19 protein-coding genes and 1 pseudogene are annotated in these 26,527 nt (G+C 44.9%); 10 read left to right on the top strand and 10 right to left on the bottom strand.

Annotated elements, in window-relative coordinates:
• Window positions 1-173: 173 nt before the first annotated feature.
• Entirely contained in the window at window positions 174-2,297 is a 2,124-nt protein-coding gene (locus D8S93_RS10785; protein WP_006741920.1) for a GGDEF domain-containing protein, read from the top strand.
• Window positions 2,298-2,413: 116 nt separating this feature from the next.
• On the opposite strand, the gene D8S93_RS10780 is transcribed toward D8S93_RS10785, so the two are convergent.
• The 6 genes from D8S93_RS10780 to D8S93_RS10755 are packed head-to-tail and all read right to left on the bottom strand — an operon-like array spanning window position 2,414 to window position 9,236.
• Window positions 2,414-4,060, bottom strand: a complete 1,647-nt coding sequence (locus tag D8S93_RS10780; protein WP_193621598.1) for a BatD family protein — start codon at window positions 4,058-4,060, stop codon at window positions 2,414-2,416.
• Window positions 4,061-4,064: 4 nt separating this feature from the next.
• Window positions 4,065-5,834 (bottom strand): VWA domain-containing protein, encoded by a 1,770-nt coding sequence (locus D8S93_RS10775; protein WP_152813134.1) that lies wholly within the window; start codon window positions 5,832-5,834, stop codon window positions 4,065-4,067.
• Complete coding sequence (locus D8S93_RS10770) at window positions 5,827-6,831, bottom strand: VWA domain-containing protein (protein ID WP_319802982.1); 1,005 nt, start codon at window positions 6,829-6,831, stop codon at window positions 5,827-5,829. The genes D8S93_RS10775 and D8S93_RS10770 overlap by 8 nt, the downstream gene beginning before the upstream one ends.
• Entirely contained in the window at window positions 6,824-7,300 is a 477-nt protein-coding gene (locus D8S93_RS10765; protein WP_047008481.1) for a DUF4381 domain-containing protein, read from the bottom strand. The genes D8S93_RS10770 and D8S93_RS10765 overlap by 8 nt, the downstream gene beginning before the upstream one ends.
• A gap of 38 nt (window positions 7,301-7,338) precedes the next feature.
• Window positions 7,339-8,265 carry a DUF58 domain-containing protein gene (locus tag D8S93_RS10760; RefSeq protein ID WP_152813132.1) on the bottom strand — a complete coding sequence of 309 codons (927 nt, stop codon included), beginning with the start codon at window positions 8,263-8,265 and terminating at the stop codon, window positions 7,339-7,341.
• 14 nt (window positions 8,266-8,279) lie between these two features.
• Complete coding sequence (locus D8S93_RS10755; protein WP_005392397.1) at window positions 8,280-9,236, bottom strand: AAA family ATPase; 957 nt, start codon at window positions 9,234-9,236, stop codon at window positions 8,280-8,282.
• Between the two features lie 310 nt (window positions 9,237-9,546).
• Here D8S93_RS10755 and D8S93_RS10745 point away from each other — a divergent pair, with 310 nt between their 5' ends.
• From D8S93_RS10745 to D8S93_RS10710, 8 genes and pseudogenes are all read left to right on the top strand, one after another.
• Window positions 9,547-11,463 (top strand): methyl-accepting chemotaxis protein, encoded by a 1,917-nt coding sequence (locus D8S93_RS10745; protein WP_005392399.1) that lies wholly within the window; start codon window positions 9,547-9,549, stop codon window positions 11,461-11,463.
• 56 nt (window positions 11,464-11,519) lie between these two features.
• Complete coding sequence (locus D8S93_RS10740; RefSeq protein WP_005392406.1) at window positions 11,520-11,720, top strand: restriction endonuclease subunit S; 201 nt, start codon at window positions 11,520-11,522, stop codon at window positions 11,718-11,720.
• Between the two features lie 248 nt (window positions 11,721-11,968).
• Window positions 11,969-12,637, top strand: coding sequence for a LuxR C-terminal-related transcriptional regulator (locus tag D8S93_RS10735; RefSeq protein ID WP_152813130.1), 669 nt, complete (start codon window positions 11,969-11,971; stop codon window positions 12,635-12,637).
• 228 nt (window positions 12,638-12,865) lie between these two features.
• Window positions 12,866-13,484, top strand: a pseudogene (locus D8S93_RS10730) (LuxR C-terminal-related transcriptional regulator).
• A 207-nt stretch (window positions 13,485-13,691) separates the two neighbouring features.
• Window positions 13,692-14,282, top strand: coding sequence for a calcium-binding protein (locus tag D8S93_RS10725; protein WP_005392412.1), 591 nt, complete (start codon window positions 13,692-13,694; stop codon window positions 14,280-14,282).
• A 152-nt stretch (window positions 14,283-14,434) separates the two neighbouring features.
• Window positions 14,435-16,153: a type I secretion system permease/ATPase gene (locus D8S93_RS10720; protein ID WP_319802981.1), complete on the top strand. Its 1,719-nt coding sequence runs from the start codon at window positions 14,435-14,437 to the stop codon at window positions 16,151-16,153.
• A complete protein-coding gene (locus D8S93_RS10715) occupies window positions 16,128-17,468 on the top strand; it encodes an HlyD family type I secretion periplasmic adaptor subunit (RefSeq protein ID WP_005392416.1) in 1,341 nt (446 codons plus the stop codon). The genes D8S93_RS10720 and D8S93_RS10715 overlap by 26 nt, the downstream gene beginning before the upstream one ends.
• 96 nt (window positions 17,469-17,564) lie before the next feature.
• The gene (locus tag D8S93_RS10710; protein WP_005392418.1) at window positions 17,565-18,413 is read left to right on the top strand and encodes a mechanosensitive ion channel family protein; all 849 of its coding nucleotides are present in this window, start codon (window positions 17,565-17,567) and stop codon (window positions 18,411-18,413) included.
• A gap of 99 nt (window positions 18,414-18,512) precedes the next feature.
• On the opposite strand, the gene fhuB is transcribed toward D8S93_RS10710, so the two are convergent.
• From fhuB to D8S93_RS10690, 4 genes are read right to left on the bottom strand one after another with little or no spacing between them, the layout of a single operon-like run.
• On the bottom strand, window positions 18,513-20,480 hold the full coding sequence (fhuB, locus tag D8S93_RS10705; RefSeq protein WP_152813128.1) for a Fe(3+)-hydroxamate ABC transporter permease FhuB: 1,968 nt from the start codon (window positions 20,478-20,480) through the stop codon (window positions 18,513-18,515).
• A complete protein-coding gene (locus D8S93_RS10700) occupies window positions 20,477-21,406 on the bottom strand; it encodes an iron-siderophore ABC transporter substrate-binding protein (RefSeq protein ID WP_152813126.1) in 930 nt (309 codons plus the stop codon). Before D8S93_RS10700 ends, fhuB begins: the two co-directional genes overlap by 4 nt.
• The gene (locus tag D8S93_RS10695; protein WP_152813124.1) at window positions 21,397-22,182 is read right to left on the bottom strand and encodes an ABC transporter ATP-binding protein; all 786 of its coding nucleotides are present in this window, start codon (window positions 22,180-22,182) and stop codon (window positions 21,397-21,399) included. The genes D8S93_RS10700 and D8S93_RS10695 overlap by 10 nt, the downstream gene beginning before the upstream one ends.
• 52 nt (window positions 22,183-22,234) lie before the next feature.
• A complete protein-coding gene (locus tag D8S93_RS10690) occupies window positions 22,235-24,340 on the bottom strand; it encodes a TonB-dependent siderophore receptor (RefSeq protein ID WP_152813122.1) in 2,106 nt (701 codons plus the stop codon).
• Window positions 24,341-24,485: 145 nt separating this feature from the next.
• Here D8S93_RS10690 and D8S93_RS10685 point away from each other — a divergent pair, with 145 nt between their 5' ends.
• A complete protein-coding gene (locus D8S93_RS10685) occupies window positions 24,486-26,339 on the top strand; it encodes an ABC transporter ATP-binding protein (protein ID WP_145535643.1) in 1,854 nt (617 codons plus the stop codon).
• The last annotated feature ends 188 nt before the right edge of the window (window positions 26,340-26,527 follow it).

Here is a 26,527-nt window from a genome sequence, read left to right as displayed (position 1 = left end):
AACATGTAACTTATGTGAAATACGGTTATAAAAGTGCTGAAGAGCTCTCGAATGTGAAACTAAGTCTGATAATTTTGCGAATGACTTAACAGCTCAAATTTGATTGTATTGATTGCATATGATGGCCTAAGTAGTTTTTTATCGAGAATAAAAAAGTAGATTAGGTTGGTAGGGTGAGTTTAAGAAGTTTTACAAGAAAAGTGTCTTCAACGAGGGATCATCGCTTATTAGCGGAGGCGATATTTGATCATTTAGAGAGTTTGTTCTCCCCTCAAGCCTTAGCCATTTTTGAAGATCCTTCAATCAATCCCCGTTATTCTGTGAGTTTCTCTCGCGGGGAGCTTTACCCAATCCAAAGCTATCCTGACAGCTTCTGGGAGTGGGCAAGTCAGTTTGACACTTCTGAAAGCATCATTCCTCTGGCGATCAATACTTGTAACTGGAATCACACCCAAGATTTAGGTGGAGATAGTTACATAATGATGCTCGATAACACGCCTATCAAACGCACCTACCTACTGATTCAATCTGTTCATGCTCGCACGGCACACAATATCTATGAAGAAAGCTATGATGCAATGCAGCTTGCAGCGGCGCGTTGGCAGTGCATTCGCGCCGAGAAAAATGCGTCGCAAGAGATGAGACACAGAGATATTCGTGAAGCGCAATATGTCGATGAAATTAACCAACGCGAGCGCTTTATCGAGAACATGAAGTTAGTTCAGCAAGTTGCTCTCGAGATCTCCAACCCTGATTCCTTAAAAGATTTGTATTACAAAGCCGTCGAAGCGCTACGTCAACGGTTGGGGTTTGATCGCTCCACACTGATGCTTCTAGATATGAAAAAGCGCAGTTTCAGTGGAACATACGGCACGGATGAATCAGGCATCACCATTGATGAGTTCCACACGCAATACGATTTACACCAACTGAGCGAAGAATACATCGCTGCGCTGTCAAGCCTTGAGAGCAACCTAGTGATCGTGGAAGATGCGCCGATATACACAGCTGGTAAAGTGGTTGGGCAGGGGTGGAACGCGATGTTGATCCTACGTGATGGCAATGAGCCATTTGGTTGGTTCGCGCTTGATAACTTTATTCATCGCAAGCCGATAACAGCGTATCAAAAACAGATGTTGGACTCGTTTGGCTCCCTTTTCTCACAAATTTACATTCGAAAGCGCCAGGAGCAGAACGTGCGTATGTTGCATTCAAGCATGGTTGAGCTATCACGCTGTACAACCGTCAGTGATGTATGTAAATCGGCCGTCACTTTTGCTATCAAAAATCTTGGTATTGATCGGATGGCGGTGTTTTTGACCGATGAAAATTGCTCATACATGCAAGGCACTTGGGGGACTGACATTCAAGGCAATGTGGTGGATGAGTCTTATTTCTTTGGTGAGACACAAGACTTTTCGTTGATCAATTTAGCTCGCGCCGTACCTAGTGAAGTGGCATTTGAGGAATCCGTTCCTATTTATCATGACTGTAATATTGTCGGCTTTGGCTGGGCTGCGATGACGGTTTTGACTTCGAACAGCAGCGGGCCCATCGCCTTTATTGCTGTTGATAACTTATTGACGCGCGCGCCGCTGACTTCTCAGCTACGTGAAGTGATTCGTATGTTCGCTTCCAGTCTAGCGGAGGTTTTGCAGCGCACTCAAGCGCAAGAGGCGATTCGCGGATTAAACGAAAACCTGGAGTTAGAAGTACAAAACCGAACCAAAGAGCTGGAAGAAGCCAACCGACAGCTTGAGGTACTTTCTAAACTTGACCCTCTGACACGTCTTGGCAATCGCCGTATGTTAGAACATGTGATGCAGAAATATTGCGCGCTAGAGTGTGAGGAAGCGATGTCCTTTGGTCTTATCCTGATTGATATTGATCACTTTGGCTTGTTTAACAATCACTATGGCCATCTCGAAGGGGATATCGCACTAATGCGCGTGGGTCATATCTTGGATCATCATACCAAAGGTGAAGACGAGGTTTTCTGTCGCATTGGTGGAGAAGAGTTTGTGTTACTAATGATCGGCTCTGATCAAGAGGCGGTAAAGCAGAGAGCGGAACGTATTCGTCAATGCATTGAAGATGAAGGCATCAAACACCAACACAACCCAGAAGGGGAGTTGCTCACTGTGTCAGTCGGTTATTCTTGCTACAAAACGAAAGGCAAAGACTTTAATTTCGACCATCTTTACCAGTTGTCGGATAAGGCTCTCTATCAAGCGAAGAGCCATGGTCGAAATTGCGTAAGGCGATATGAGTACGAGCATCAAGCTTTTGTTGAATAAGTGATGCTCATAACATCAAAGTTACTGAGACAGTTTGGTTGATTTTTAGATAAAACTGTTAAAGTGTGTTTGGTCGCACAAGAAAAATGGCAGCTCTCGTGAGCTGCCATTTTGCTTTATAGTTTTTCTAGCTGGTGGTCGGTTTTCGTTACGTTTGCTTTGCCAAGGTTTTGAATTTTTGCCAGTAGCGAGTCTGGATGCCAAGGTTGTTGATTGGCACTAAAACGCGCTTGGTTCATGGCGTCAAGTTCTTGTTTTACGGCTTGCGCATCACCAGGGCTTAACCTGTCTCGGTGAGTGTTTAGATACTCGTTTACTGAGCGTTCAATTTTAGCAGCGTCCCCTTCATTGATGACTTTTTTCAACGCATCAACGCAAAGAGGTTGCTCGGTATTCGAAACCGTTTTACTCGCCGTCATAGGACGCTTCTTCCATGCCCAAATCGCGATTCCTAACGTCGCCACCCAAAGTCCAGCGAAAACAAAGGTCAGGGTTTGCCAGAGACTGCTCACTCCACCGTTTGGTTCGGGACTGATGGCTGACTCAGGTGGTGTTGGCAGAGGCGATTCCGGCAACGTGATAAGCCCGGTGTCACTTTGCTCTATTTTTAATTGTAGCTCTGGTAACGTCGCTTTTTTTGCTTCATCATTTTGACTGTCCCACCAGTTCAAATGGTATCCCGGCAAGGTATATGACCCAGCCTCAGTGGGGATAATGACTTGCTTCACTGTCATGATAACGGTGCCATCTCTCGCGCTGTCGAATTGAGGCTGTTCTGGGTAGACCCGTAGTGAACTTGGATAATCAATACTTACTCGTGGAAGGTATTCGGCTTGTGTTCCGCGAGCTTTAATTTGAATGCTTCGAGTGAGTGAAGAGCCCTGTTTGACAGTGTTGAGCGCATTAACCGACAGTGGATTACCTTGATCGTCTTGCCAGCTCTGCGTCATTTCTAACGCTGAAGCTGGAAGCCATTCCCCTTCAAATTCACTTGGAATTGGTTTTACCTCGATAGGCATTTGCTCAGCTTTGGTGTTGATTGGCATGATCTTGGTAGAGCCCGTCAAGCTGTCGCCATAAATGTAAGAGCCTGTCAGTCTAGGACCTATCAAGGTGTAAGTACCCGGCTGATTCGCCGTTAAGCGAAACGACTGTTCAATGACCGCTACTTCTAATCCATTTAAGATCTTTTGTCCCTGCTGTAAGCCACCAATCGCTTCAAGCTTCATGCCTTCAATCTGTGGAGGCACAATTTGTGGGTTATCAAGACGGCGGGTATCCGCTTTGATCAAAAGCTGCATACGTAATGTCGCAGATTGCTGAGGGTACAGCGTGCTGTTGTCGACACTGATATTAAAGCTAAATAGGTTATCGAGATTGGGTTCAGCTTGGCTTGCGGTGACACGAAGCTTTATTGGCTCCGTTCTCATGCCATCTGCGGAAAAGCTCGGAATAGTCAGAACACCTTCTTTCATCGGCGCAATCGAGATACTCCACTCAGTACGTACAGATTTTCTTCCGTTAATGTTATTGCTGGAGCGCCCATAACGAGGTTGACCCAAGAAAAAGTCGTTCTCAAGTACATTAAAGTCAATTGCATCTGAGCTGAGCTCAGTATCTGCCATGATTCTGAGGTTGATCACTTCATTCTTAGCAACTTGTGTTTTATTGACGCTTGCTTGAAGCGTCTGTGCCATCACCGAGAAGCTGGATAATAGGCTGGCCACAAGAATAAAGATCAGTTGTACGCCTTTGTTCATCATGGGCTTACCACTCCTTTTGAGATTGTTGTGGAGGTTGTTTTTGTTGAGCTTGAAGCTGCATTTGTGCACGAATCAAAAAGCTTGGATCGCGAGCGCTTTCGACTGCTTCTAGACGACGGAATTCAGGATCATCCCGATGCGTGTTTTTTGGCTGCACTTGAGCCTGCATTGGTTCACCTTGTTCCTGAGCCTGCTTTTCACCTCGTTTCGGTCGATGTTGCTCTGTTTTTTGCTTTTCTGTTTTATTTTCAGATTCTTGCTGATTTTGTGACTGTTGTCCTTGCTCTTCCTTCTCACCGTTTTGAGACTTTTGTTGCTGTTGCTGTTGCTGTTGCTGTTGCTGTTGCTGTTGCTGTTGCTGTTGCTGTTGCTGTTGCTGTTGCTGTTGCTGTTGCTGTTGCTGTTGCTGTTGCTGTTGCTGTTGCTGTTGCTGTTGCTGTTTCAGCTTTTGTTCCACAACCGACAAGTTTTTCTTTGCAGCTTCAAAGTTGGGCTTTTCTTCAAGCAGTTTTTTATAAAGCTCTGCTGCTTCTTCTAATTGACCATTTTGCGCCAGAGAGTTGGCAAGGTTATAGCGGCCGTTAGGAGAGGAGTCATGAGAAAATGCTTCAATAGCGGCTTCGTAGTCACCTTTTTGGTAACTGGCGGCTCCTTTCCAGCTTGGGTTTGTAAATAGGTTTTGCGCCTGTTCATACTCACCTTGCTTGTAGAGTTCCGCTCCTCGTTGGTCGGCATTTAAGAACGGATTTGCTTCGGCGTGTTGTGTCCAAGTCATCGGTATTATTGTTGCCACAAACATCCAAATCAGGCCGCGTCGGAACAGTAAAGCTGCAGGCAGAAGTAACAGCGGCAGCAACCAAAAGCCACCGTTTAAGCGAGAGTCAGTGCTCACTTCTTCACTCTTCTTGGCCGAAAGTTGACTGCCAACGTTGCTCGTAAAGGCCGAAATGTTCTCAACATCGCGATTGGTGTGCTGAATAGGAACAAAAATTCCACCTGTTTTCTTTGCTAGTATTTGTAAATTCTTCAGATTTGTTTTCGCTACGACAGTTGTGCCTTGTGCAGTCTTTAAAAGAGAACCATCGGGTAGGGCGATGGGAGCACCATTAGCGGTTCCTACTGCAAGAACAGAGATCCGAATGTTTTTACCTTCGACCAAATTCAACGCGCGAGACAGTTCTGACTCATCAAGGTCATCAGCTAACACGATGATGTCGCCTTGTTGCACACCTGCTTGAGAGAACTGGTTGAGCGCTAATTCAATTGCGGAAGGCAGGTTTGCCCCTTGAAAAGGCATTAGCTCTGGTGACAAATTCTCGATAATGCCGGCAAGCGTACTGGAATCAGTCGTCAGTGGACTTAAGTTATAGGCATCGCCAGCGTAAGTAATAAGACCCGTAGCCCCTTCTTTCCATTTAGGTAGTAAGTCCAGCGCCTTATAACGTGTTTGCGCGAGTCGATTAGGCTTGATGTCCGTAGCGAACATCGAGCGAGACATATCAAGCACCAAAATGCGGTTTTGGTTTAACTCAAAGCTTGGGCGAGCGTTGGATTGCCAGCTTGGTCCCGCTAGCGCAATACAGGCAATGGCCCAAGCTACGCCCCAGAGAACAAAATAGTGTTTGGACTGCGTGTTTTGTCCGAGCACTTTAGCTAGGTGAGGGGCAATCAGTGTCGATTTTTTTGCTCTAAATTTGTGATTGAGCAAGAGCGCAATAGGGATTGCGATAAGCCCCAAAAGCCAATAAGGGTTAAGGAAAATAAACTCAGCCATGTTTTCTCCTCAGTAGGAATAACAATACCGACAGTACGAATGCAGCGCTTAATGGGTATGGGAACCATTCTGACTGCGGACGCCAAGTTTGCGTGTCGCTTGACACGGGCTCGAGCTGGTTGATCGTGTCGTAGATCTTTTCGAGCTGATCAGTATCTCGCGCCCGAAAATATTGTCCACCAGTCATCTCTGCCACTTTAGTTAGTGTTTGCTCATCCAAGTCGGCTGCGGTGTTAACTTTACGAGTCATGAAAAACTCTTTCACCATCATTTCACCAGCACCTACGCCTACGGTGTAAATGGTCGCTTTGTATTTTTTTGCGATTTCCGCTGCTTCGAGCGGTTCGAGCACACCGGCAGTGTTGCTGCCGTCACTAAGCAAAATCATGACTCGTTGCGGAGCATCACTGTCTACAAAGGTTTTCGTGCCTAGACCAATGCCATCACCAATGGCGGTTCGTTGACCAACCAGGCCGATGACGGTTTGATTAATCTGCTGCATGACGGTTTTACGGTCTGCAGTGAGTGGCGTTTGCAAATACGCGTGATCGCCAAACAAAACAACCCCGAGACGGTCGCCTTTTCGCTTTGCCACGAAATCAGACAGAACTTTTTTGACAGCGGTGAGGCGGTCGATGTATTCGCCGTTGAGCTCCATGTCTTCTTGCTGCATCGAGCCAGATAGGTCGACGACTAACATCAAGCCCCGATATTTGGGTTGGAACTCAACTGGATCACCAAACCAAACTGGACGCGCACAAGCAATGATAAGAAGAACCCAGATCGCCATTGATAGTGATTTTTGCAGGGCTTGCCTAGGCTTGCTGCCATTCTCATTAGTTGGTAAGTACGCCAATTTGATCTCGGCTTGTTGAGATTCTTGTGGCAGGAGCTTGTATACCAGCCAGGGGACAGGCAGCAAAAATAGTGCCCACCACCAGACAAATTCAATGTTTAGCCATTGGGCAAGATCGGTTATGAGTGTTTGCTCAGTCACGGTTATTTGCCTTTTTCTTTGGTGGCAAAGCGTGAGTTATCCAAAAGACACAATCATCGACCAAGCTTTGATGATTTTCTTGAGAGGATTTCTGATACAGCGCTTCTTGCCACTGATGTTGTTTGTCTACGAATCGAGTTTCTTTGGTATGGCTATCGAGAAATTCATACCAAGCGATTCCAGTTAATGGCGCGATTTCTTCACGCGGAAAGTAACTCAATGCCGCCTGACGCAATATTTCTAGAGCAGAGGAAGGGGTATGAGGTGTGACAGATTGAGTTAAAAGTTTTAAGGCTGCCTTTTGCGCGCGTAGGCGTTTTTTACGCCACTTCGTATAAAGATAAATGCTGAAAACGAAAAGTACGGTGGCCGCAAGCACTGCCCACCATCCCCAAGCGAGCGGAAACCAATCCGGAGCGTTTGGTAAAATCAGAGGTTCAAGGTCTAGGCTTTGGTTGTTTGTTGTCATTATTATTACTGCTTAATAAATGCTGCTTGTACAGTTTGTTAGCTTAATTGTGAAATCAAGGGCCAACCACTTGATAGCGTGTTAAATGGAATCGCCATCGAATGGCATTGCTGTTTAATGGTTTCTTGGTGTTGAGTAAAGTGTGTTTCGAGTTCCTTTCTTTGGCCCTTGGAGCTAAAGTTGAACCATTGACTACGTTGTCCATCCGAGGCTTTTACTTGACCTCTAAAGTTTGTTTCACCTCTTTCTAAAGGATCATAAAACTGAATAGCCCTCACACTGTTGTGCTGTTTTAGTCGACGTAACTGCGTCAACTCTGCTGCGCTTATGTGGGCAAAGTCGCTGAGCATAATCAGTTCGCTGCCCTTAGGTGTCAGTGTATGAAGTGTTTCTAACACCTGAGTATACGGCAGTGTACGAGCCTCGTTGTTGGCAGTACGAGCCACCTGCGCGTTATGTGTATCGACGATAGCATTGAGAATCCGCAGCCCCTGTTTTTGTAGAGAGGAAGGGCGAAACTCAAAACATTGATGTCCATCGTCAATCACCGCACCGATGCGATCCTTTTTAGCCAAAGTGAGCCAAATCAACACGCTGGCAAAGTGAGCCAATTGAACCGACTTAAGCATATACTTAGACCCAAAATGCAGGCTAGAACTCAGATCAAGGTAAAGAATCACAGCTTGCTCTTTGTCTTCTGCAAATAACTTTGTGTGCGCTTTCCCTGTACGAGCAGTTACCCGCCAATCAATACTGCGGATATCATCGCCAGGTTGGTATTGGCGTACTTCCATAAAATCCATGCCTCGCCCTTTTTGGCGGCTGGTATGGTTACCGCTCATTTGCGACCAGATACTTTGTGCTGGTGGCAACCAACGTACAGATTGAGTGCGGTATTGCAGCAGCTCTTCAAGGGTTAATGTCACCCCATTCGCATGAGGTGGCAATGGATGCGTTGTGGACATATCACTCCCTCGTCTTATGCACTGCCAACGAGGTTTAGCAGCTTATCAATGACTTGGTTTGCCGTAATGCCTTCCGCTTGAGCGTGGTAACTCAGTAATAAACGGTGGCGCAAAACCGGATAAGCCATGGTTTGAACATCTTCTGGGGACACAAAATCACGACCTGCAAGCCAAGCGTGCGCACGGGCACAACGATCTAGAGCGATGGTGGCACGTGGACTAACGCCCATTGACAACCACTTATCCAGCTCAGTGTCATATTCGCTGGCTCGACGTGTTGCCATAACTAAACGGACGATGTACTGCTCTATCGTTTCGGCCATATGAATATCCAACACTTCTTTACGCGCAGTGAATATATCTTGTTGGCTTAACATTGGGCGCTCGACGGTAGTTTCGCCTTTTGCTTCACCGCGGTTAATACGCAAGATAGATAGCTCATGTTCCGCATCTGGGTATTCCACTTCTAAATGTAATAAAAAGCGATCTAGCTGTGCTTCAGGTAGTGGATAAGTCCCTTCTTGTTCAATCGGGTTTTGAGTCGCCATGACCAAAAACAACTCTGGCAACGGGTAAGTATGGCGACCTGCTGTGACTTGTTTTTCTGCCATTGCTTCAAGCATCGCCGCTTGTACTTTGGCCGGTGCACGGTTTATCTCATCCGCAAGAATAAGAGAATTGAAGATAGGACCAGATTGGAAAGTGAACTCTCCGGTTTCGGGGCGGAAGATATCGGTGCCGGTTAAATCGGCTGGCAGCAAGTCAGGGGTAAACTGAATTCGGTGGAAGTCTCCTTCAACACAATCTGAGAGTGATTTTACTGCACGGGTTTTTGCTAGCCCAGGAGGACCCTCAACCAAAATATGTCCATCTGCCAAAAGGGCAACAAGCAGTTGTTTGACTAGATCTTGCTGACCAATGATCTGCGACTCTAGGTATTGCTGAAGAGTTTCGAAGTTAGATTTATGCATGCTTTGGACTCTCGATATCCATTTGATTTTTGTGTTGAGTATTGGTCATTTTCCAGATGGAAAAAGTTCCAATGCGCTTTCGCAATTTATCTTTTCAATATTGGGACTCTGCAGAGAATTGCAAGTACTTGCTATCACTGAAAGTTCTTATCTGACAGGGCGTTACATTTATTTTTCATAATATAGTGAGAAATGCCTCTAGTTTTGTATATGTGAGCCGATAAAGTTTCTGTGATGTGCGTGTCATGAGATATGCACCAGATTCCCCTTATGGGGCCAATAACAAGTGATTCTTTTAAAAGGTCCGAATATGTTGAAACTTCATTCCTTGAGCATCAAACAGAAGGTTGTACTTGGTATTACGTTTGCTGTTTTAGCATCAACAATTATCGTTGGTGTTATGGCTCAGCGTCATGCAAGAGATGTGTTGAGCCACCGTCTTATTGATATCGAACTACCTGCGATGCTGCAGCAAATCAATACAGAAATTGACCGCGAAGTTGTAGAAATGCAACAAGCCGCAAAACAGCTCGCAACAAACGAGTTTATTGTCGAAGCCCTATCTAATACAGACCGCGACCCGTCGGTAGAAGTTCAGTTAGTTCAGCAGCTCAATAACGTTAAATCCCAGTACGGGCTTAATGATGCGTCGGTAGCCAATCGTCAAACGGCATATTACTGGAATCAAAACGGGTTCTTGCGTCAGCTTAATCGAACTCAAGATGCTTGGTTCTTTGGCTTTACGTCTTCTGGTCAAGAAACGTCAGTGAGCGTTTTCCAAGAGGCAAACGGCGAAGTAAAAATGTTTGCCAACTACCAAGACTTAAATGGTACATCAATGTCAGGCCTTTCAAAGTCGATGGACGACATGGTTGCGCTGCTCAATGGGTTTAAAATTGAAGATACGGGTTATGTGTTCCTCACTAACGAACAGGGTGAGATTCAAATACATCGTCAACAAGGTAAAAACCAAACTTCTATCACCAAGCTATTTGGTAGTGATGCGAGTGCACTGCTGAATAAAAACAGCTTCAATTTGATTAATGTGGACTTTGAAGGGCAGGACACGTTTGTTTCCAGTTTGTATGTTCCTTCAATGAATTGGTTTGTCATTGGTGTAGTTCCTGTCGATGAAGTCTTCGCGGACCTAAATGCTACTGCGCAAAAAATGCTGTTTACGACCATCATTGTCGCCGTTGTATTCATTCTGATGGGCGTATGGTTGGCAAATAGTATTACTAAACCAATTCGACTGATTGCCGATCGTTTTACTGACCTTGGGCAAGGTGAAGGCGACTTGGCGCAGCGCATTGAAATTCAGGGTAATGATGAAATTGCTCAGCTTTCAAAAGGCTTCAACGGATTTATTGAGAAGATCCACGCCACAATGAAAGAAGTTGCTTTAACTAGCGGCTCATTAAGTCAAGCGGCAGAAAGTGTGTCGACGAAAGCAACATCCACACATGACAACAGCCAAGAGCAACGTGATCAAACCATTCAAGTTGTTGCGGCGATTAACCAGATGGGTGCGACCATCAGCGAAATTGCATCGAACGCGGCTACTGCTGCCGATACGGCAAATCAGGCTTCTGATAATACTCAAACGGGTCGTGAAGTGGTTATGAAAGCCAAAGAGGTGATTAGCCGCCTAGCTGATGACGTAGAAACGACCAATATTGTCGTCACGCAGCTGGCATCGACAACTAAAGATATTGGCTCGATTCTGGGCGTAATTCGTGACATATCAGAACAAACCAACTTGCTTGCGTTGAACGCCGCGATTGAGGCTGCACGTGCTGGAGAGCAAGGTCGTGGTTTTGCGGTGGTTGCTGACGAGGTAAGAAACCTAGCGTCACGCACAGCTGACTCAACAGAAGAGATCCAACGGATGATCAACCAACTTCAAAGTGACGCACAAGATGCAGTAAGTGCGATGGAAGCGGGTAAAGCGGTCACTATTGAAGGGGTCGCTTCAACCGATGAAGCAGTGGAAGTGTTAGTCAATATTTCTGAGCGAATTACAGACATCTCTGATCGTAATACACAAGTTGCAACGGCGACGGAAGAGCAATCCACTGTGGTGCATACCATTAACCAAAACATTGAAGAAATCAACGCGATCAATGAAATGACAACGGCAACGGCAGAAGAGCTGGCGGATGCAAGTCGTGATCTTCAAGCGCTCTCTTCACGTCTGGACAAGATGGTTGGTAGCTTCAAGCTATAGAGTTGGATAGAATAGCCGAAGTTTAAAAGTTCACTAACTAAATTTAGGTAAGTACTATGAATGACTTCGAAAAAGAACTAGAGCAGATTTCTCAGGAAGCCGCTCAGGAGCCAGAAGTAAAACTGCCGTCGCTAGAAGAGCAAAAAGCGATCGTCGCTGAGCTAAAAAAGCTGGAAGCAGAAGGTAAGTTGACGCCAGAAGTGTTAGAGCAACACTTTGGTAAATTTAACCAAAAAAACTCTGTTCCAGTTCACTAAGCTAGGGTGAGGTTTCGGCTCTAACGGGCGCGACAAAATCACCAACTCAAATACAAAAAAGGGAGTGTATGCTCCCTTTTTTAATGCCTGAAAAATGCTAATACCTCTTACAAACTTGCCACTTAAAAATTATTGACACTTCAATGAGTTATTAATTAGTACTAGTTATTTTCATACTTGACAATACTACTGCTCTATCTAAATCTATTGCGTATTTCAATAAAAGCGACCAAGGGAATGCGATCAGGATGGAGCAACAAAAAACAAGAAATGTCATTTTAATCACGGAGGGCAGTCTGCAGTCATCTCTGCTGAAAGATGTATTGGAGACCAAACTCGGTATTAGTGTTGCTCTAATCACACCAGACTCTCTTATTCACGGAGCGTTAGATTCGCCTTTAGCGTCAGCCATTATTGTTGATTGCAGCGTGATCACTGATGACATCTTTCGGCGTTATTCGGAATTTAAAGAGTCGCAACAGAAAGATACGCTCGAAATCTTAATTAATTGTGATCAATCCATTTCGACTGAAGATCTTTTTGCTTGGCGTACTCTAGCAGGTATTTTCTATACCTCTGATGATATAAAAACGCTGCAAGTTGGGATTGGTAAGGTACTTCAGGGGGATATGTGGTTCAGCCGTAAGTTTTCTCAGCAATACATTACTCACCTTCGTCGCCACTGCAAACCGATAAATAAGAATGTTCCCGCTATTTTGACCAAACGAGAGCAACAAATAATTACCTTTCTCTCTATGGGGGCTTCCAATCAACAAATTGCCGAACAACTATTTGTGAGCGAGAATACGGTAAAGACTCATTTACACAATATTTTCAAGAAGATTGAAGTAAAAAATAGAGTCCAAGCACTTATTTGGGCGAAAGAAAATATTTCGGATAACTCGTTAACAGTGTAATCTCCTTGAAATATTACGTTATTTAATTTAGTGAATTCTTAATCATTACTGTGACCTAAATGTGTTAAAAGTGTTTCTTTTATGAGAAACACTTTTTTTGATTCTCTTTTTAATAACTTTGGAATTTAAAAAAGTAGCAAATAACTTTACTCTGTGGACTAGCACTTACATATCACACTAAGTGCGGACGATTAACGACTAATTTAAGAATGTTAAGTCACTGAAAGTATGAGAAACATTATGGAACAGTATATGGAAAAGCCTGAAGTCCTAATGCTCACTCAACAAAGTTTACAGAGTGAAAACTTTAAGGAAATGCTTTCTAAAAATATAGAAACTAAAATAACGATCATAGATACTAAAAACCCTAGTTATCACGAACTCATTCCGGAACGCTACTTTTTGCTTGTTGATTTTTCAGTTGAGATTCCATCCGAAACTTTAGTTTATTTAAAAGATAGTAATAAAGTGCTAGGAACCATAATGCTTAATTTAGGTTATGACTTAGACACAGAAGAACTCGCCTCATGGCCGCATGTAAAGGGTATATTCGGTCCGGGAGACTCCATGGACAAGGTGTGTCAGGGGTTAAAAGCAATAATAAAAGGAGATAATTGGCTGTCTCGAAGATTACTGGATCAGCTGGTTAATTATTATCGAGGAAAAGCTTACTCGGCGTGAAATTCAAGTTTTAAAAATGTTGAAAGAAGGAGGCTCAAATATGGAAATTGCTGATTCTTTATTTATCAGTGAGCATACTATTAAATCACATCTATACAATATTTTTAGAAAGTTAGAAGTAAAGAACCGTACGCAAGCAACAAGTTGGGCTAGGCGAAATCTGTAGTACTAGTATTAACTTACTGTAATAAAAAGAAAATACTCTATAAAGTACTAAGTTTTATATTTATTATTAAAATGTCAGTCTGAAATATCATCCCATATTCAAACTTATTCCTATTCGGTTGACTATTAGACTTCTCATGTCTGTTACAAATCTACTCAGACATAGAATAAAAGGTCTATTCAATTATTAAGACAAGAGGGAATAAAAATGAGCACAAGTGACAATGACACGTATCTAGGCGATGCAGGTGTAAATAACCAATTTGCTGATTTCGATGGCGGCGATGACTTGTTTATTGGTTTTGGTGGTAATGATTCGTTTGTTGGCGGTGGCGGTAACGATTATGTGATCGGCGGCGACGGTGATGATCGCCTAACTGGTGGTGCTGGTGATGACATCCTAAGGGCTGGTACAGGAAACGATTACCTCGGCGGTGGTACAGGTAATGATTTGCTTTTGGGTTTGTTGGGTGACAACAAACTAAATGGCGGCGTCGGTGAAGATATTCTTGTAGCTGGTTCTGGTGATAATGTTCTAGTTGGCGGCAGCAATGGCGATAAATTTGTGTTCACGGATAAGTTTGGTGGCCATGGCGAAGCAAAAGTTGTGGATTTCACCATTGGTGAAGATTCTTTGCACATTATTAGCGACTCGGTCACAGACTTCGGTGATTTAAGCTTTAGCTATGATGCTGTAGGTAATGCCGTGTTTACCGATGGTGCTGATCTAACCGTGAAACTCATTGGCGTTACCGAAACTGACATCAATACTTACGGTGCGGACTTATTTGCAATCTAAATGACTTAAATCACTCAGAATGGGATTAGTTTGTGTGGCTCTGTCACGCTGAGGTGAACTAACTCGGTTATTCTAGAGTGTATTTGAGGCTGTCTTAAGTTAGGTGCTAGCTTTTGCTAGCGCCTACATTTTCAATTTAAACGGAAATAGTCGTGCAAAAAACGGTTTTCAAAGAAGTGAGACAAAAACTATGCACGCTTGCGGGCTTGCTAATCGCTTTTAGCCTTTTTATCAACATACTAGTCCTCTCGATTCCCTTGTACATGCTTCAAGTGTACAACCGAGTGATATCCTCCTATTCAACCGATACTCTACTTTTGCTCACTATTATCGTGATTGTCGCGTTACTAACCATGTCGATTATTGATATCGCTCGCGCGCAAATGAGTAAATCATTTGGTTATTGGATGGACACCAAACTGTCCACTTTTATGCTTAAGCGCAGCATTCAATACCAATCGCACACAGGGAAGAGTTACACCTCGCAAACGCTGCGAGACATTCAGAACATCAAAAGCTTTTTGAGCAGCCAAGCACCCTATCCACTATTGGATGCGCCTTGGACACCGCTGTTTATTTTGTTCGTATATTTATTGCACCCAGTATTGGGTCACATCGCGTTACTCGGGTCTATCGTATTGTTTAGTCTCGGGCTACTCAATGAGCTAATGACGCGTAAAACCATGCAAGAAAGTGAAGTTAGGGCGATCTCTCATATCAATAACGCCGAGTTAGCCACGCAAAATGCCAACTCAATTCTTGCGATGGGGATGATGAACGCGTTTTTAGAGAAATGGCAGTCGCGCGTGAATGAAGTCAATATGCTCGAAGAGCGAGTGGCGGGTAAGTCCATTTACATGGCTAACTTTTCTAAGTTTGTACGTGGTTCACTACAGATCTTTTTGCTGGGAGGCGGAGCATGGTTAGTGATCCAACATGAGATTACTGCGGGAGCGATGATCGCGAGTTCCATTTTAATGAGTCGGGCACTCTCGCCGATGGAGCAGGCGATTGGAACATGGCGAAGTGCTATGTCTGCTAAAGGCGCGTATAAACGACTAAAAGAAATCGACGCAATCGTGCGCCAAGATGAATCGAATATGCCACTGCCAAAGCCAAAAGGACACTATGAACTTACTGGACTTGCTTATCGCCATCCTGGCACAGCAGAGCCTGTACTCTCATCGATCAACTTATCTATTCCTCCCGGAGTCGCTGTCGGAGTTATTGGCCCTTCTGGTACTGGTAAATCGACGTTTGCTCGGTTGTTATTAGGTACGATCAAGCCATTAGCAGGTAAGGTTACGCTTGATGGTATGGAAGTGTCTACTTGGGCATCGGAAGATCGCGGCGCCCATTTTGGTTATCTCGCTCAAGAAGTAGAGTTGTTTCCTGGCACAATTCGAGAGAACATCGCGCGCTTCAAAGAAGAAGACCCCGCTAAAGTCATCAAGGCGGCGCAACTAGCAGGATGTCATGAATTAATACTCAAGAAAAACAAAGGCTATGATTTCGTTATTGGCGAAAATGGCCGTGGTTTATCTGGAGGAGAAAGGCAGAGAATCGCACTTGCAAGAGCCGTTTATGGCGATCCACCTATTGTGATTTTCGATGAAGCTAATGCCAACCTTGATGGTGAAGGAGAGGCTGCATATCAACGTTTGATTGCCCATTTAAAGGCGCAAGGCTCAACGATTATCGTCATTGCCCATAATCCGAGTACATTACGACAAATGGATAGGTTGCTGTATTTGGCTGAAGGTCGAGTCAAATTATACGGTGATAAAGATGAAGTATTAAAACGCTTGATGGGCGAAGAAAGAACAGATATTCCAAGGGTAAGAAATGAGCAATCAACTGCCAGCCGTTAATCAGCATCCGTCTGAAACCGTTTATCGTTTTAGTCCGCAAGCGAAACTAAGCTTTCGAAAGCCAATTTTACTTGGTGTGGTGACGCTAAGTATTTTTCTTGGTGGTCTAGGCTACTGGGCTGCGACAGCGAAATTAGAGAGTGCTGCAATTGCTTATGGCGATTTGTCTGTTCTCACTAAGCGACAAGAAATTCAACATCTAGAAGGCGGCATTATTGAAAAGCTGTACGTGCAGGAGGGAGACTTGGTTGAAAAAGGTCAATTATTAATTCAACTCTCTAAGCGACAAGCTATGGCGAAGTTGGATTCATTAAGTGGTCAGTTTATTCATACTCTAGCGAAGGAAAACCGTCTAAGTGCTGAGCTAGATGAATTGCCAACGATCGTATGGTCTGATGATCTTGAAAGTATTCCTCGCGTCGATATCGTCCAAGAAGCTCAACTGGTTCAAAACAAGATCTTTGAAGCGAGAAAGCGATTCTTTGATAGTAAGCTGAGCATCATTGAGCAGAGTATTTCTGGGGCAAATTTGGAGCTGGAAAACCTCCAGCAAACCAAAGTAATTGAGAGAGAAAGACTCAATTTTATCGCCGAAGAAATAGACAGTAACCAAGCTCTAGTTCAAAAAGGCTTTTCGGGTAAATCCACCTTACTTCAACTCAAACGTCTTGCGGCGGAAGTGCGGAGTACCTTAAGTCAGTTAGATAGACAATCACTCACAGTAAGCAAAAGGTTGGATGAAAACCAAGCGCAGATTGAAGAGTTGAAGCTTGAAAGACTAAATGAGATTGTCGAGGAGCTACGAAACACCAAAAAGGAAATCGTCGCTATCCGTGAAGAGTATCGCTCAGCCCAAGATATTGTAGCGAGAACAACCATCAATGCACCTATTGCAGGCCGTGTGGTCAACATGCAGGTGTTTACCGAAAAAGGTGTGATTGGTTCGGGTGAAACGCTATTAGAGTTGGTTCCTCAAGACGATAAGTTGTTAGTCGAGGCTCGCGTGAATCCTCAGGATATCGATTTAGTTAACCCGGGTCAGCAGGCGCATGTTCGTCTGACCGCTCTGAATGCTAGAACGTTGGCACCATTAGACGGTACGGTGTTAACGATTTCTGCGGATAAGCTTTCACAAGAAAACCAAGAGGATTTTTACCTCGCTAGAATTGCAATTTCGCAAGAAGATGTAGCCAAACACCGCTTAACTTCAGGAATGAACGCGGAAGTGCTTATTTTATCTGAACCGCGAACGCCTTTAAGTTATTTAATAAAGCCAATCACTGAAAGCATGAATCGCGCCTTTAGAGAGGAGTAATCTCAAAAGTACTTGAGTGAACACGGACAACTGACAAAATAATTTGTTATGGTTACCCGTTACTAGGCCGTATTTTAATTCTAAGGGAGCCGTGGAATGGAGAAAGTGCAGTTAGTCGTCGATTTTCTTCTCACTCATAAACTGATTTTTACCGCACTGATCTTTGTGATTATGTGGTTAATTCGTCGTACCATTTTATCGATGATTCGTGGTGACCATGCCTTTCTTTCTGAAGATCAGCGCAGCTGGATGTCCAGAACTAAGAACGGCACCTTTGCCGTTACATTACTGATTTTATTTATTTTATGGCAATCAGAAATAAACGAGTTTGCTCTAAGTGTCACGGCGATAGCGGTTGCCATTGTTGTGGCATCCAAAGAGATAATTTTGTGTTTTACAGGCTCGATTCAAAGAGCAAGCTCACGTTCTTTTCGTGTCGGTGACTGGATTGAGGTCGGTAAACTGTGCGGCGAAGTGATCGAGCACAATATGATGGCGACGGTGATTCAAGAGATCGACCTGCACCATGGGCAATATCACTACACCGGAAAAACCGCGACCTTACCCAATAGTATGTTTTTTACTTACCCAGTAAAGAACCTCAATTTTATGAAGCGCTACGTCTACCACAATTTTTCTATCGTGGTGAAAGACTTCGTTAATTTGTATCCTCTGTTACCAATCTTGACCGACAAGATTGAAGAGCATTGTAGCTACTTCAGTGATGTTGCGCATCGCTACAATGCGATGATTGAAAAACACGCGGGGGTCGATCTTCCCGGTGCAGAGCCACATATGCATATTTCTAGTAATATCAATGGTGAGCAGATTTTGCATGTTATGATTTTCTGCCCGACCGATAAAGCTAACCACTTGGAGCATTTGATTCGTAAAGACTTTATGGAACTTTATGAGCAGCGCTTTCCTGTGGTGAGTGAAAAATAGAGAAGTGTCGTACGCCAGTTAAAACAAACCCCGCTATCAAACATAGCGGGGTTTGTTTTTCTAACGGTATTTCCAGCTCTAACTATATTCCCTGAATACTTAGCTGAATTTACTTTTCAGCATTAAAAACAGAAAGTAAGTACTGCCTAAAATAGCGACCAATGTGCCAGCTGCCACCTGACTTGGATAAATAGCGATTTGTCCCAGCCAATCTGCCCACAACATTAGGGTTGCACCAATTAAGGCTCCGACACTTAGTTGCTCTTTCACTTTTCTTGCTCCTAACATCATCGCCATATGGGGAGCGACCAAGCCAACAAAAGATATCGGACCAACTGTAGCGGTAGAAAAGGCGCATAATAAAGCAACGATGGTGAGCATTAGCGTATTGGCTACGGTGGGGTTAAGTCCTCGTGCATTTGAGAATTGTCGTCCGATGGAAATTAATGTTAGCCAGCGAGAAATCGCGAATACAGCTGTAAGCAGAACCATTATTGCCAAACATAGCATCAGTGCGGTGTCGGCTGTGACTCGATAAATTGAACCAGTTAGCCACAATAAAATTTTGTAACTGTCACCAGAACCTTGAGCTAGCGATAATTGAACAAGGGCTTCTAATAGTGCCGTTAGTGCTATGCCGGACAACACGAAGTTAGATGGATTAAAATGGCTTCGTTTACCGATAATCAGCAATAACATCAATACGGACATACTTCCGAAAAAAGCGATACCCCAGTTAAATGCGGAGAGAAGTGACCCAGCGATGACTCCTGTCGTAATAATGGCAAACGTGGCTCCGGAAGACACACCGAGAATATCTGGGCTGGCCAGAGGGTTGTAAACAATGCGTTGCAAAATGATTCCGGCAACGGATAGCGCAATACCGACAGAAAGTGCGGTTAGCATTCGCGGCCAGCGTAATTGCCATTGGAACTCCCCTGGCACGGACCATTGGATCCCGTTTATACCATGGGTAACGAATGAGTAAACCAGAACCCCGACGATGCTCATTATCACTATGCTACAAACTGCGCGCTTAGAAAGCGCCGTTTTTCCTTGGCTCATTGAAAGGTTAAGTTGATCGGTTGCCGTCAGCTTTTTACGAGTAAACCAAATTAAAGCGGGAGCGCCAATAGCTGCAGCCGCTACGCCGCTAGGAATGGTTTCCTCTAACCATAAGCTTAATGAGATGGCGGCAGAGTCTGTGATGATTAACAGCATTGCGCCCAAAAGCATGCTGCTGATCAATTCGTCGCGCGGTGTTCTTGCCCCCATCGCTCTGGCAATATTGGGTGTCAGTAATCCGATGAAGCTGATAATGCCAACTGCGGTGATTGAGGCAGATACCAGCCAAATACCCATCACCATTAACGTGCCAAAAGCAGGTAATACCGCTAAGCCTCGGGCTGCTGCGCCTTCTTGCCCTAGTTTCATTAGAGTCAGAATACGTGGTGCGACGATCAAAATTACGATTGCGATAGCGCAGCGTGGCAGCAACCATTCAAACCAATCCCAGCTGTATTGTGAGAGGTCGCCTGCTCCCCACATAAAAATATTTTGCGCAAACTGAGCATTTAAAATAATGATGGCTGTGGCGATAGAACCGAGCAGGATATTAATCACCATCCCCGAAACGACCAGCGACAAACCTGTCATATTACGCACACCAGCAATTGATACGATCAGGCCAAACGCCACTAAAGCCCCCGCCATTGCGGCTAATGCAGAGTAATCGGCTACCCAATCGACGAACCAAATGTTTACCACGACTAATGCAAGCCAAGCACCAGAAGAGGTGCCAAGAGTTAACGGCGAGGTGAGGTTATTCTGCGTTAATTGCTGCATTAAGCTGCCGGTGAGACCAAGCATGGCACCAACAAGCAGGGTCATACTTAACCTAGGAAGCTGAGCTTGCGTAAAAAATACGTCACGAAATTCGCTCGCTACCTCTGGTTTTGTTAATAATTGCCATTGTTCGAAGAGTGATAAATTAGTGTCAATTTGTAGACTAAAGACGCTAAGTAACGTAATCAGCGCCAGATAACCAATATAATGTTTCGTTCTCATTGCTTTGGTGCCAACTCTATTAGACTGTCGGTAATCGCTTCAGCGGTGTATTGCAAAGACATAGCACCGCCATACGCCCACACTGCTCTGACTGAATTTACCCGCAGCTTCTTTACAAACGGCATCGCTTGCCAAAGTGGCGAATCTTTCAGTTTGCGTTCTTCTGGGAAAGGTTGTACGTAGAGAACATAGCTGTTGTGAAGGTTTTGAAGTCGATTAATCCGATCTTGCTTTACCCCCCACGCACGTGGGGCCTCTTTAATTGGAGCCTGTAATCCCAGTTTTCTGACCACGTAGTCAGTGGTGGAGTTTTCGGTTGCAAGTAATACAGTATTCGGGGTTGAAAATCGCATCACAAGAACACTGAGTGGTTCAGAGTAATAGTGGCGAATTCGCTGGCGCATCTGCGCAAATGAAGCATCTAATTCTGCCAGTTTCTGTTCAGCAAGAGCCTCTTTATTGAATAGCTTGCCGAGCGTACGAAAGTGACGAATAGCAGTCTCGGCCGCAGCCTCATTTTCAGAAAAATTAGGTAAATATATAACCGGAGCAATTTGTTTGAGTAACGGAATCAAGTCTTGCTGTGGAGACGCAGCAAGGATGACATCTGGCTTCAAGCTGGCGATTTTTTCTAAGTTGGGCTCTGCTCGGGTTCCAATATCTTCAATTGACTCTGGTGCAGTTGGATTGACGACCCATTGGCGGTAGCCTGGTAAATTTGGGGCTGCGATTGGTTCTACGTTTAGCGCCAAAACTTGTTCTAAGATGTCCCAGTTTAAGGCAACAACGCGTTGTGGCGCTTGCTCAAAACTATGCTCACCATATTCATCGGTAACGGTGATGACTGCATTTGCATTAGTCATAAAAAATGCCAACAGAAAAGCAGATTGTGTAACCACAGTAAGTAAACGAGCTATTATGCGCATACAACAGCCACCTTTTGGCTCGCCAATGTGTTGGCTGGAGTTGGATGTTCAATGAGCTTAATCGGTGACTCATACAACTCAGAAAGGCGCTCCTCATCTAGCAACATGTCGGCGTTGCCTTCGAACGCAATTTGACCTTTCTTGAGCGCAACAATGTGGGTTGCATAGCGCAGTGCTAAGTTCAAATCGTGCAGGATCACGATAATGCCTACGTTCTCGGTTCTATTCAGCTCTGCCAGTAGCGCCATCAGTTGAAATTGATGGTGAACATCGAGCGCGGAGGTCGGTTCGTCTAGGATTAAAATCGGTGATTGTTGAGCCAACAGCATAGACACCCAAGCGCGTTGACGCTCGCCGCCCGATAAGTCATCCGCCAAAGCTTGAGCAAAAGGTGTAACTCCTGTTCGTTCCATAGCCTGCGTGATGACCTGTTTGTCTTCAGCTTTCCAACGACCAAGTGCCCCACGCCACGGAAAGCGGCCTAAGCGCACTAGCTCTTCTACTGTTAAACCAGCCGAAGAGGGCAGCTTTTGTGGCAAATAGGCGATCTGCTTTGCCAACTCTTTGGTTTTGAGTGATGAAAGGGAAGTATCGTTTAGTGTTACCGTGCCTTTATCTGGTGACATTTGACCAGAAAGCAGGTTCACCAGTGTCGATTTGCCTGAACCGTTATGGCCCAAAACGACAGTTAGTTCATTCGTTGGGATGTTTAGTTGGTCGATGCCGAGGATCTGACGTCCACCTCGAACGATCTCAATATTAGACAGTTGAAACATGGATGGCTCTCAGGAGAAAACTCCCCTCAAGAGAGGGGAGTAGGAAGTTCAATTACCAGCGGTAGTTTGCGTTTAGCATGACAGAGCGAGACTGGCCGTAGTAACACCAGTAATCGCAACCTGAAACAAACTCTTTATCCAGAATGTTGTTCACGTTTAGCTGTGCTTGCCACTGTGAAGTGATGTCGTAAGTGACTGACGCATCCCAAAGAGTGACTGAAGGAACAGTTAGGTTCGAGCTCTTAGGGTTATCTTTTGACTTACCTACGTAGCGCACACCAGTACCGATATTGAGGCCTGGAATCAGGCTGTAGGCGCTGTAGTCTACCCATGCAGAAGCTTGGTGCTCAGGAATAAGTGCGGCTTGTTTTTTACCTTGGCCAAAGCTCTCATCTGTTTTCGCTTTGGTATAGGTGTAGCTTGCCATCAGTTTTAGATCGTCGGTTAGCTGTGTTGTGCTTTCAAGCTCAATACCTTGAGAAGTCACTTCACCCGTTTGTGTCGCGATCCATGTTGATGGGTTGGTCACCAACGCGTTCTTTTGCGTAATGTCGAACCATGCTAGGTTGATAAAGCCATCCATAAAGCTTGGCTCATACTTCACACCCACTTCGACTTGCTCGCCTTCCAGCGGTTTGTAAAGCTCATTGGTTGCCGCATCAATGGTGCTGATCACTTCAAACGACTGAGAGTAGTTTGCGTAAGGTGACAATCCATTACTTGCAAGGTACATCACACCCGCGCTTAGAGAGAGCTGACCATCATCACGAGATTCACTTTGGTCAACGGTAGCGCCTTTGCCAGAGTTTTCTGTTTTCACCCAGTCGTAACGAGCACCGATGTTACCAATCCACTGTTCATGCAGTTTCAATTGGTATTGTGAGTAGACACTTGCTTGAGATTTCTCAATCTCACGTTTCACGTTGTTGGCAGGATCAAGAGGGGTGAAGTTGCCGTAAACTGGGTTCCACGGGTTGATGGTGCCAAACGCGTAGTTGTCCTGCTCGTCGCCATCGGTTTTGTGGAATTGCAGATCCATACCGATAAGCACCGTGTGCTCTGCGTTGTCAGTCATCCAGTTGCCGACAGCGTTATTGTCGAATGTGATGCTCTGGTTTTTGCCGTCACGGAATACGATGCCTTGCGCTAATTCTTCTTTCGCAGGATCGTTGTTTGAGAATGCGTAAGAGCTGCGCAAGTACAACTCATTGGAGCCGTAGTTGAGGTTTTGAGAGAATGACCACGTGTCATTGATGTCGTGCTCTAGCAAATAACCTAGAGAGAACTGCGTGCGTTCGTATTTATCGTAGTTTGGCTGACCAAGGTTAGTCGAAGGATCGATTTTGCCAAAGTTAGAACCAATCAGAGTGCCTGCCGCTGGGAAAAATGGGTTGGTTGGCACACCGTCATCACGAAGGTAAGTGGCCAAAACGGTCAGCATTGTGCGGTCAGAAATGTCGAACTCGACGCTTGGCGCTAGATAAAAACGCTCGTTATTGGTGCCGTCCAGTTCGCCATCTTGGCTTGTCATCAGGCCAACCAAACGGTAGCGGATTGTGCCATCGTCGTTTGCTTCATCAGCAATGTCAAAACCCACAGACTGGTGTTGGTTGTTGCCCACTTCGACTTTTACTTCGCCTTGAGGCGTAAACGTTGGCTTTTTCTGCACCGCATTCACGATACCGCCTGGTGCCGATTCACCAAACAGAATAGCTGATGGGCCTTTAACCACTTCCACACTTTCTAGGCCGTAAGGTTCGACCAACCATGTGTAGTAACCATCGCGGAAGAGGCGGTTGCCGTTTAGGTAAGTCGCTGCATCAAATCCACGAACTTTGAACCAATCGGTGTCGTTGTCGGCACCATAAGGCTGAGCGGTTACACCAGACGTGTAGCGTAATGCTTCGTCCAATTTTTGCGGTGCACGAACACGAAGTTCATCTTCAGAAATGATAGATACGCTGCGCGGCGTTTCTGCCGCAGGGGTTTCTACTTTAAGTGCTTGTGCGGTGACCGTAATGGTCTCCATTGCAATAATGTCATCTTGTACAACGTCTTCTTGAGCTTGTGCTGTGAATGCAACCACTGCTGCTGTTGGTGCCAAAGCACAGACCAATGCGTTACGGATCGCGATGGTCAGTAAGTTATTCTTTGTCATAAATATATTCCCGACAATTATGATTAACGCTAAGCTTAATTGTAATTATTATCATTTGAACTTTTGTTTCGGTATTTTACTGACTTTTGTATCAAAAGATAGTAAAACGTTCGCAAATTCATTCGCGGTACTTAAAGTCGTTGTTATGTTCAATTGGTTTGAAAAACTGACCCAACCCTTTCCCCAGATGGAAACCGAAAAGCCACCGAAGACACTTTTTGGCTTCTGTCGCTTTTACACTCGTGGCTTTGAAGCCCCTTTACTTGTCATGGCTGTGTTCAGTGCGCTTATTGCCATTACTGAGGTGACGCTGTTGCGTTATATGGGTGAGCTCGTCGATATTCTCTCTAATCAAGATCGCGCAACATTCTGGCAAGATCAGGGTGATCGCATGCTAATGATGCTGTTCTTAGTTGCGGTTGTGATGCCAGCTCTGGGTTTTGTCCACTCAATGGTGATGCACCAAACGTTATTGGGTAACTACCCGATGTCTATCCGTTGGTTGATTCACCGTTACTTGCTAAAACAAGCGGTTGGATTTTTCCAACGTGACTTTGCAGGCCGAGTTGCGACCAAAGTGATGCAAAGTGCGTTAGCGGTACGAGAAACGGTCATGAAGCTGGTGGATGTACTGGTTTATATCAGCGTTTATTTTCTTTCGATGCTTTGGATGATGGGCGAAGCCGATGGTTTGCTAATGTTGCCTATTGTGATTTGGATAGGAATGTACGCGGTTATCCAGTTCTACTTTATCCCTAAAATGAAACAAGTAGCGACAGAGCAAGCGGATGCTCGCTCTGTAATGACTGGGCGCATTGTCGATTCTTACACCAACATTTCTACCGTAAAACTATTCGCTCATTCACAGCGAGAGTTGGAATACGCAGAAAGCAGCATGAAGCAATTTTTGGTGACGGTTTACCGCCAAATGCGCATGGTGACTTGTTTGCTGTTTAGTGTCGATGCCATCAACTATTTACTGCTGATGTCTATCAGTGCCATTTCGGTTTATCTATGGCTAGATCACGCTGTAACTATTGGTGCTATTGCGATTGCCATTAGTATTGCGTTGCGCGTACAAGGAATGTCGAAGTGGATCATGTGGGAAGTTAGTGCACTGTTTGAAAACATCGGTACGGTAGTGGACGGTATTAATACGATTTCAAACGACGTTGAAGTAAAAGACATACCAAATGCCAAGCCTCTGCAAATCTCTCAAGGTGAGATCTGCTTTGATCACGTAGGTTTTAACTACAGTGATGAAAAGGCGGTATTTGAGAACTTGAATCTGACCATCAAACCGGGCGAAAAAGTCGGCATTGTCGGTCGTTCAGGGGCGGGTAAATCTACGTTGGTTAACTTGTTGCTGCGTTTTTACGACGTAAATACGGGTAAGATTTGTATTGATGGACAGGACATTTCTCAAGTCGAACAAGAGTCGCTGCGCCAACATATCGGTATGATCACGCAAGACACCTCTTTGCTGCATCGTTCAATTAAAGAGAACATTCTTTACGGTGATCCAGATGCTTCAATGGATGCCGTTATCGCAGCTGCTGAGAAAGCACATGCTCATGATTTCATTCAATCTCTACGAGACGAGCAAGGTAACGTTGGCTATGACGTTGAAGTGGGGGAGCGCGGCGTGAAGCTGTCTGGTGGTCAACGTCAACGTGTGGCGATTGCTCGCGTGCTGCTGAAAAACGCGCCAATTTTGATCATGGATGAAGCAACGTCTGCACTTGATTCAGAAGTAGAATCGGCAATTCAAGAAAACCTTGAAGTTCTGATGGAAGGAAAAACAGTGATTGCGATTGCTCACCGTTTATCAACGATTGCCGCGATGGATCGTTTGATTGTAATGGATGACGGCAAAATCATTGAGCAAGGCTCGCATTACGAGCTGCTGCAACTGGGTGGCGTTTACGCTCAGTTGTGGAAGCATCAAACCGGCGGCTTTTTGTCTGAGCAAGGTGATGCTCAACGGCAAGTCATCTAATATGACGCGACACGAAAGAGGAGCAAATGCTCCTCTTTTTTGTGTCTGCCGTTTATACCGAGTGAGTAGGCGTCAATGGGCAACGTTAACTTGTGATTATTCATTGATTTAGGCCAACTTAATGATGGTTATGTTTATAACTGCCTGTCGTTATTGAATTTTTTACGCTTTTTTTACGCGAACTCCGA

Origin of the sequence: Vibrio sp. VGrn 2 (genome assembly GCF_009361695.1) — a bacterium.
In the GTDB taxonomy this organism is placed as follows: domain Bacteria; phylum Pseudomonadota; class Gammaproteobacteria; order Enterobacterales; family Vibrionaceae; genus Vibrio; species Vibrio diabolicus.
The sequence above is the reverse complement of the archived record's forward strand: the minus strand, read 5'-3'. Positions and strand labels throughout refer to the sequence as shown.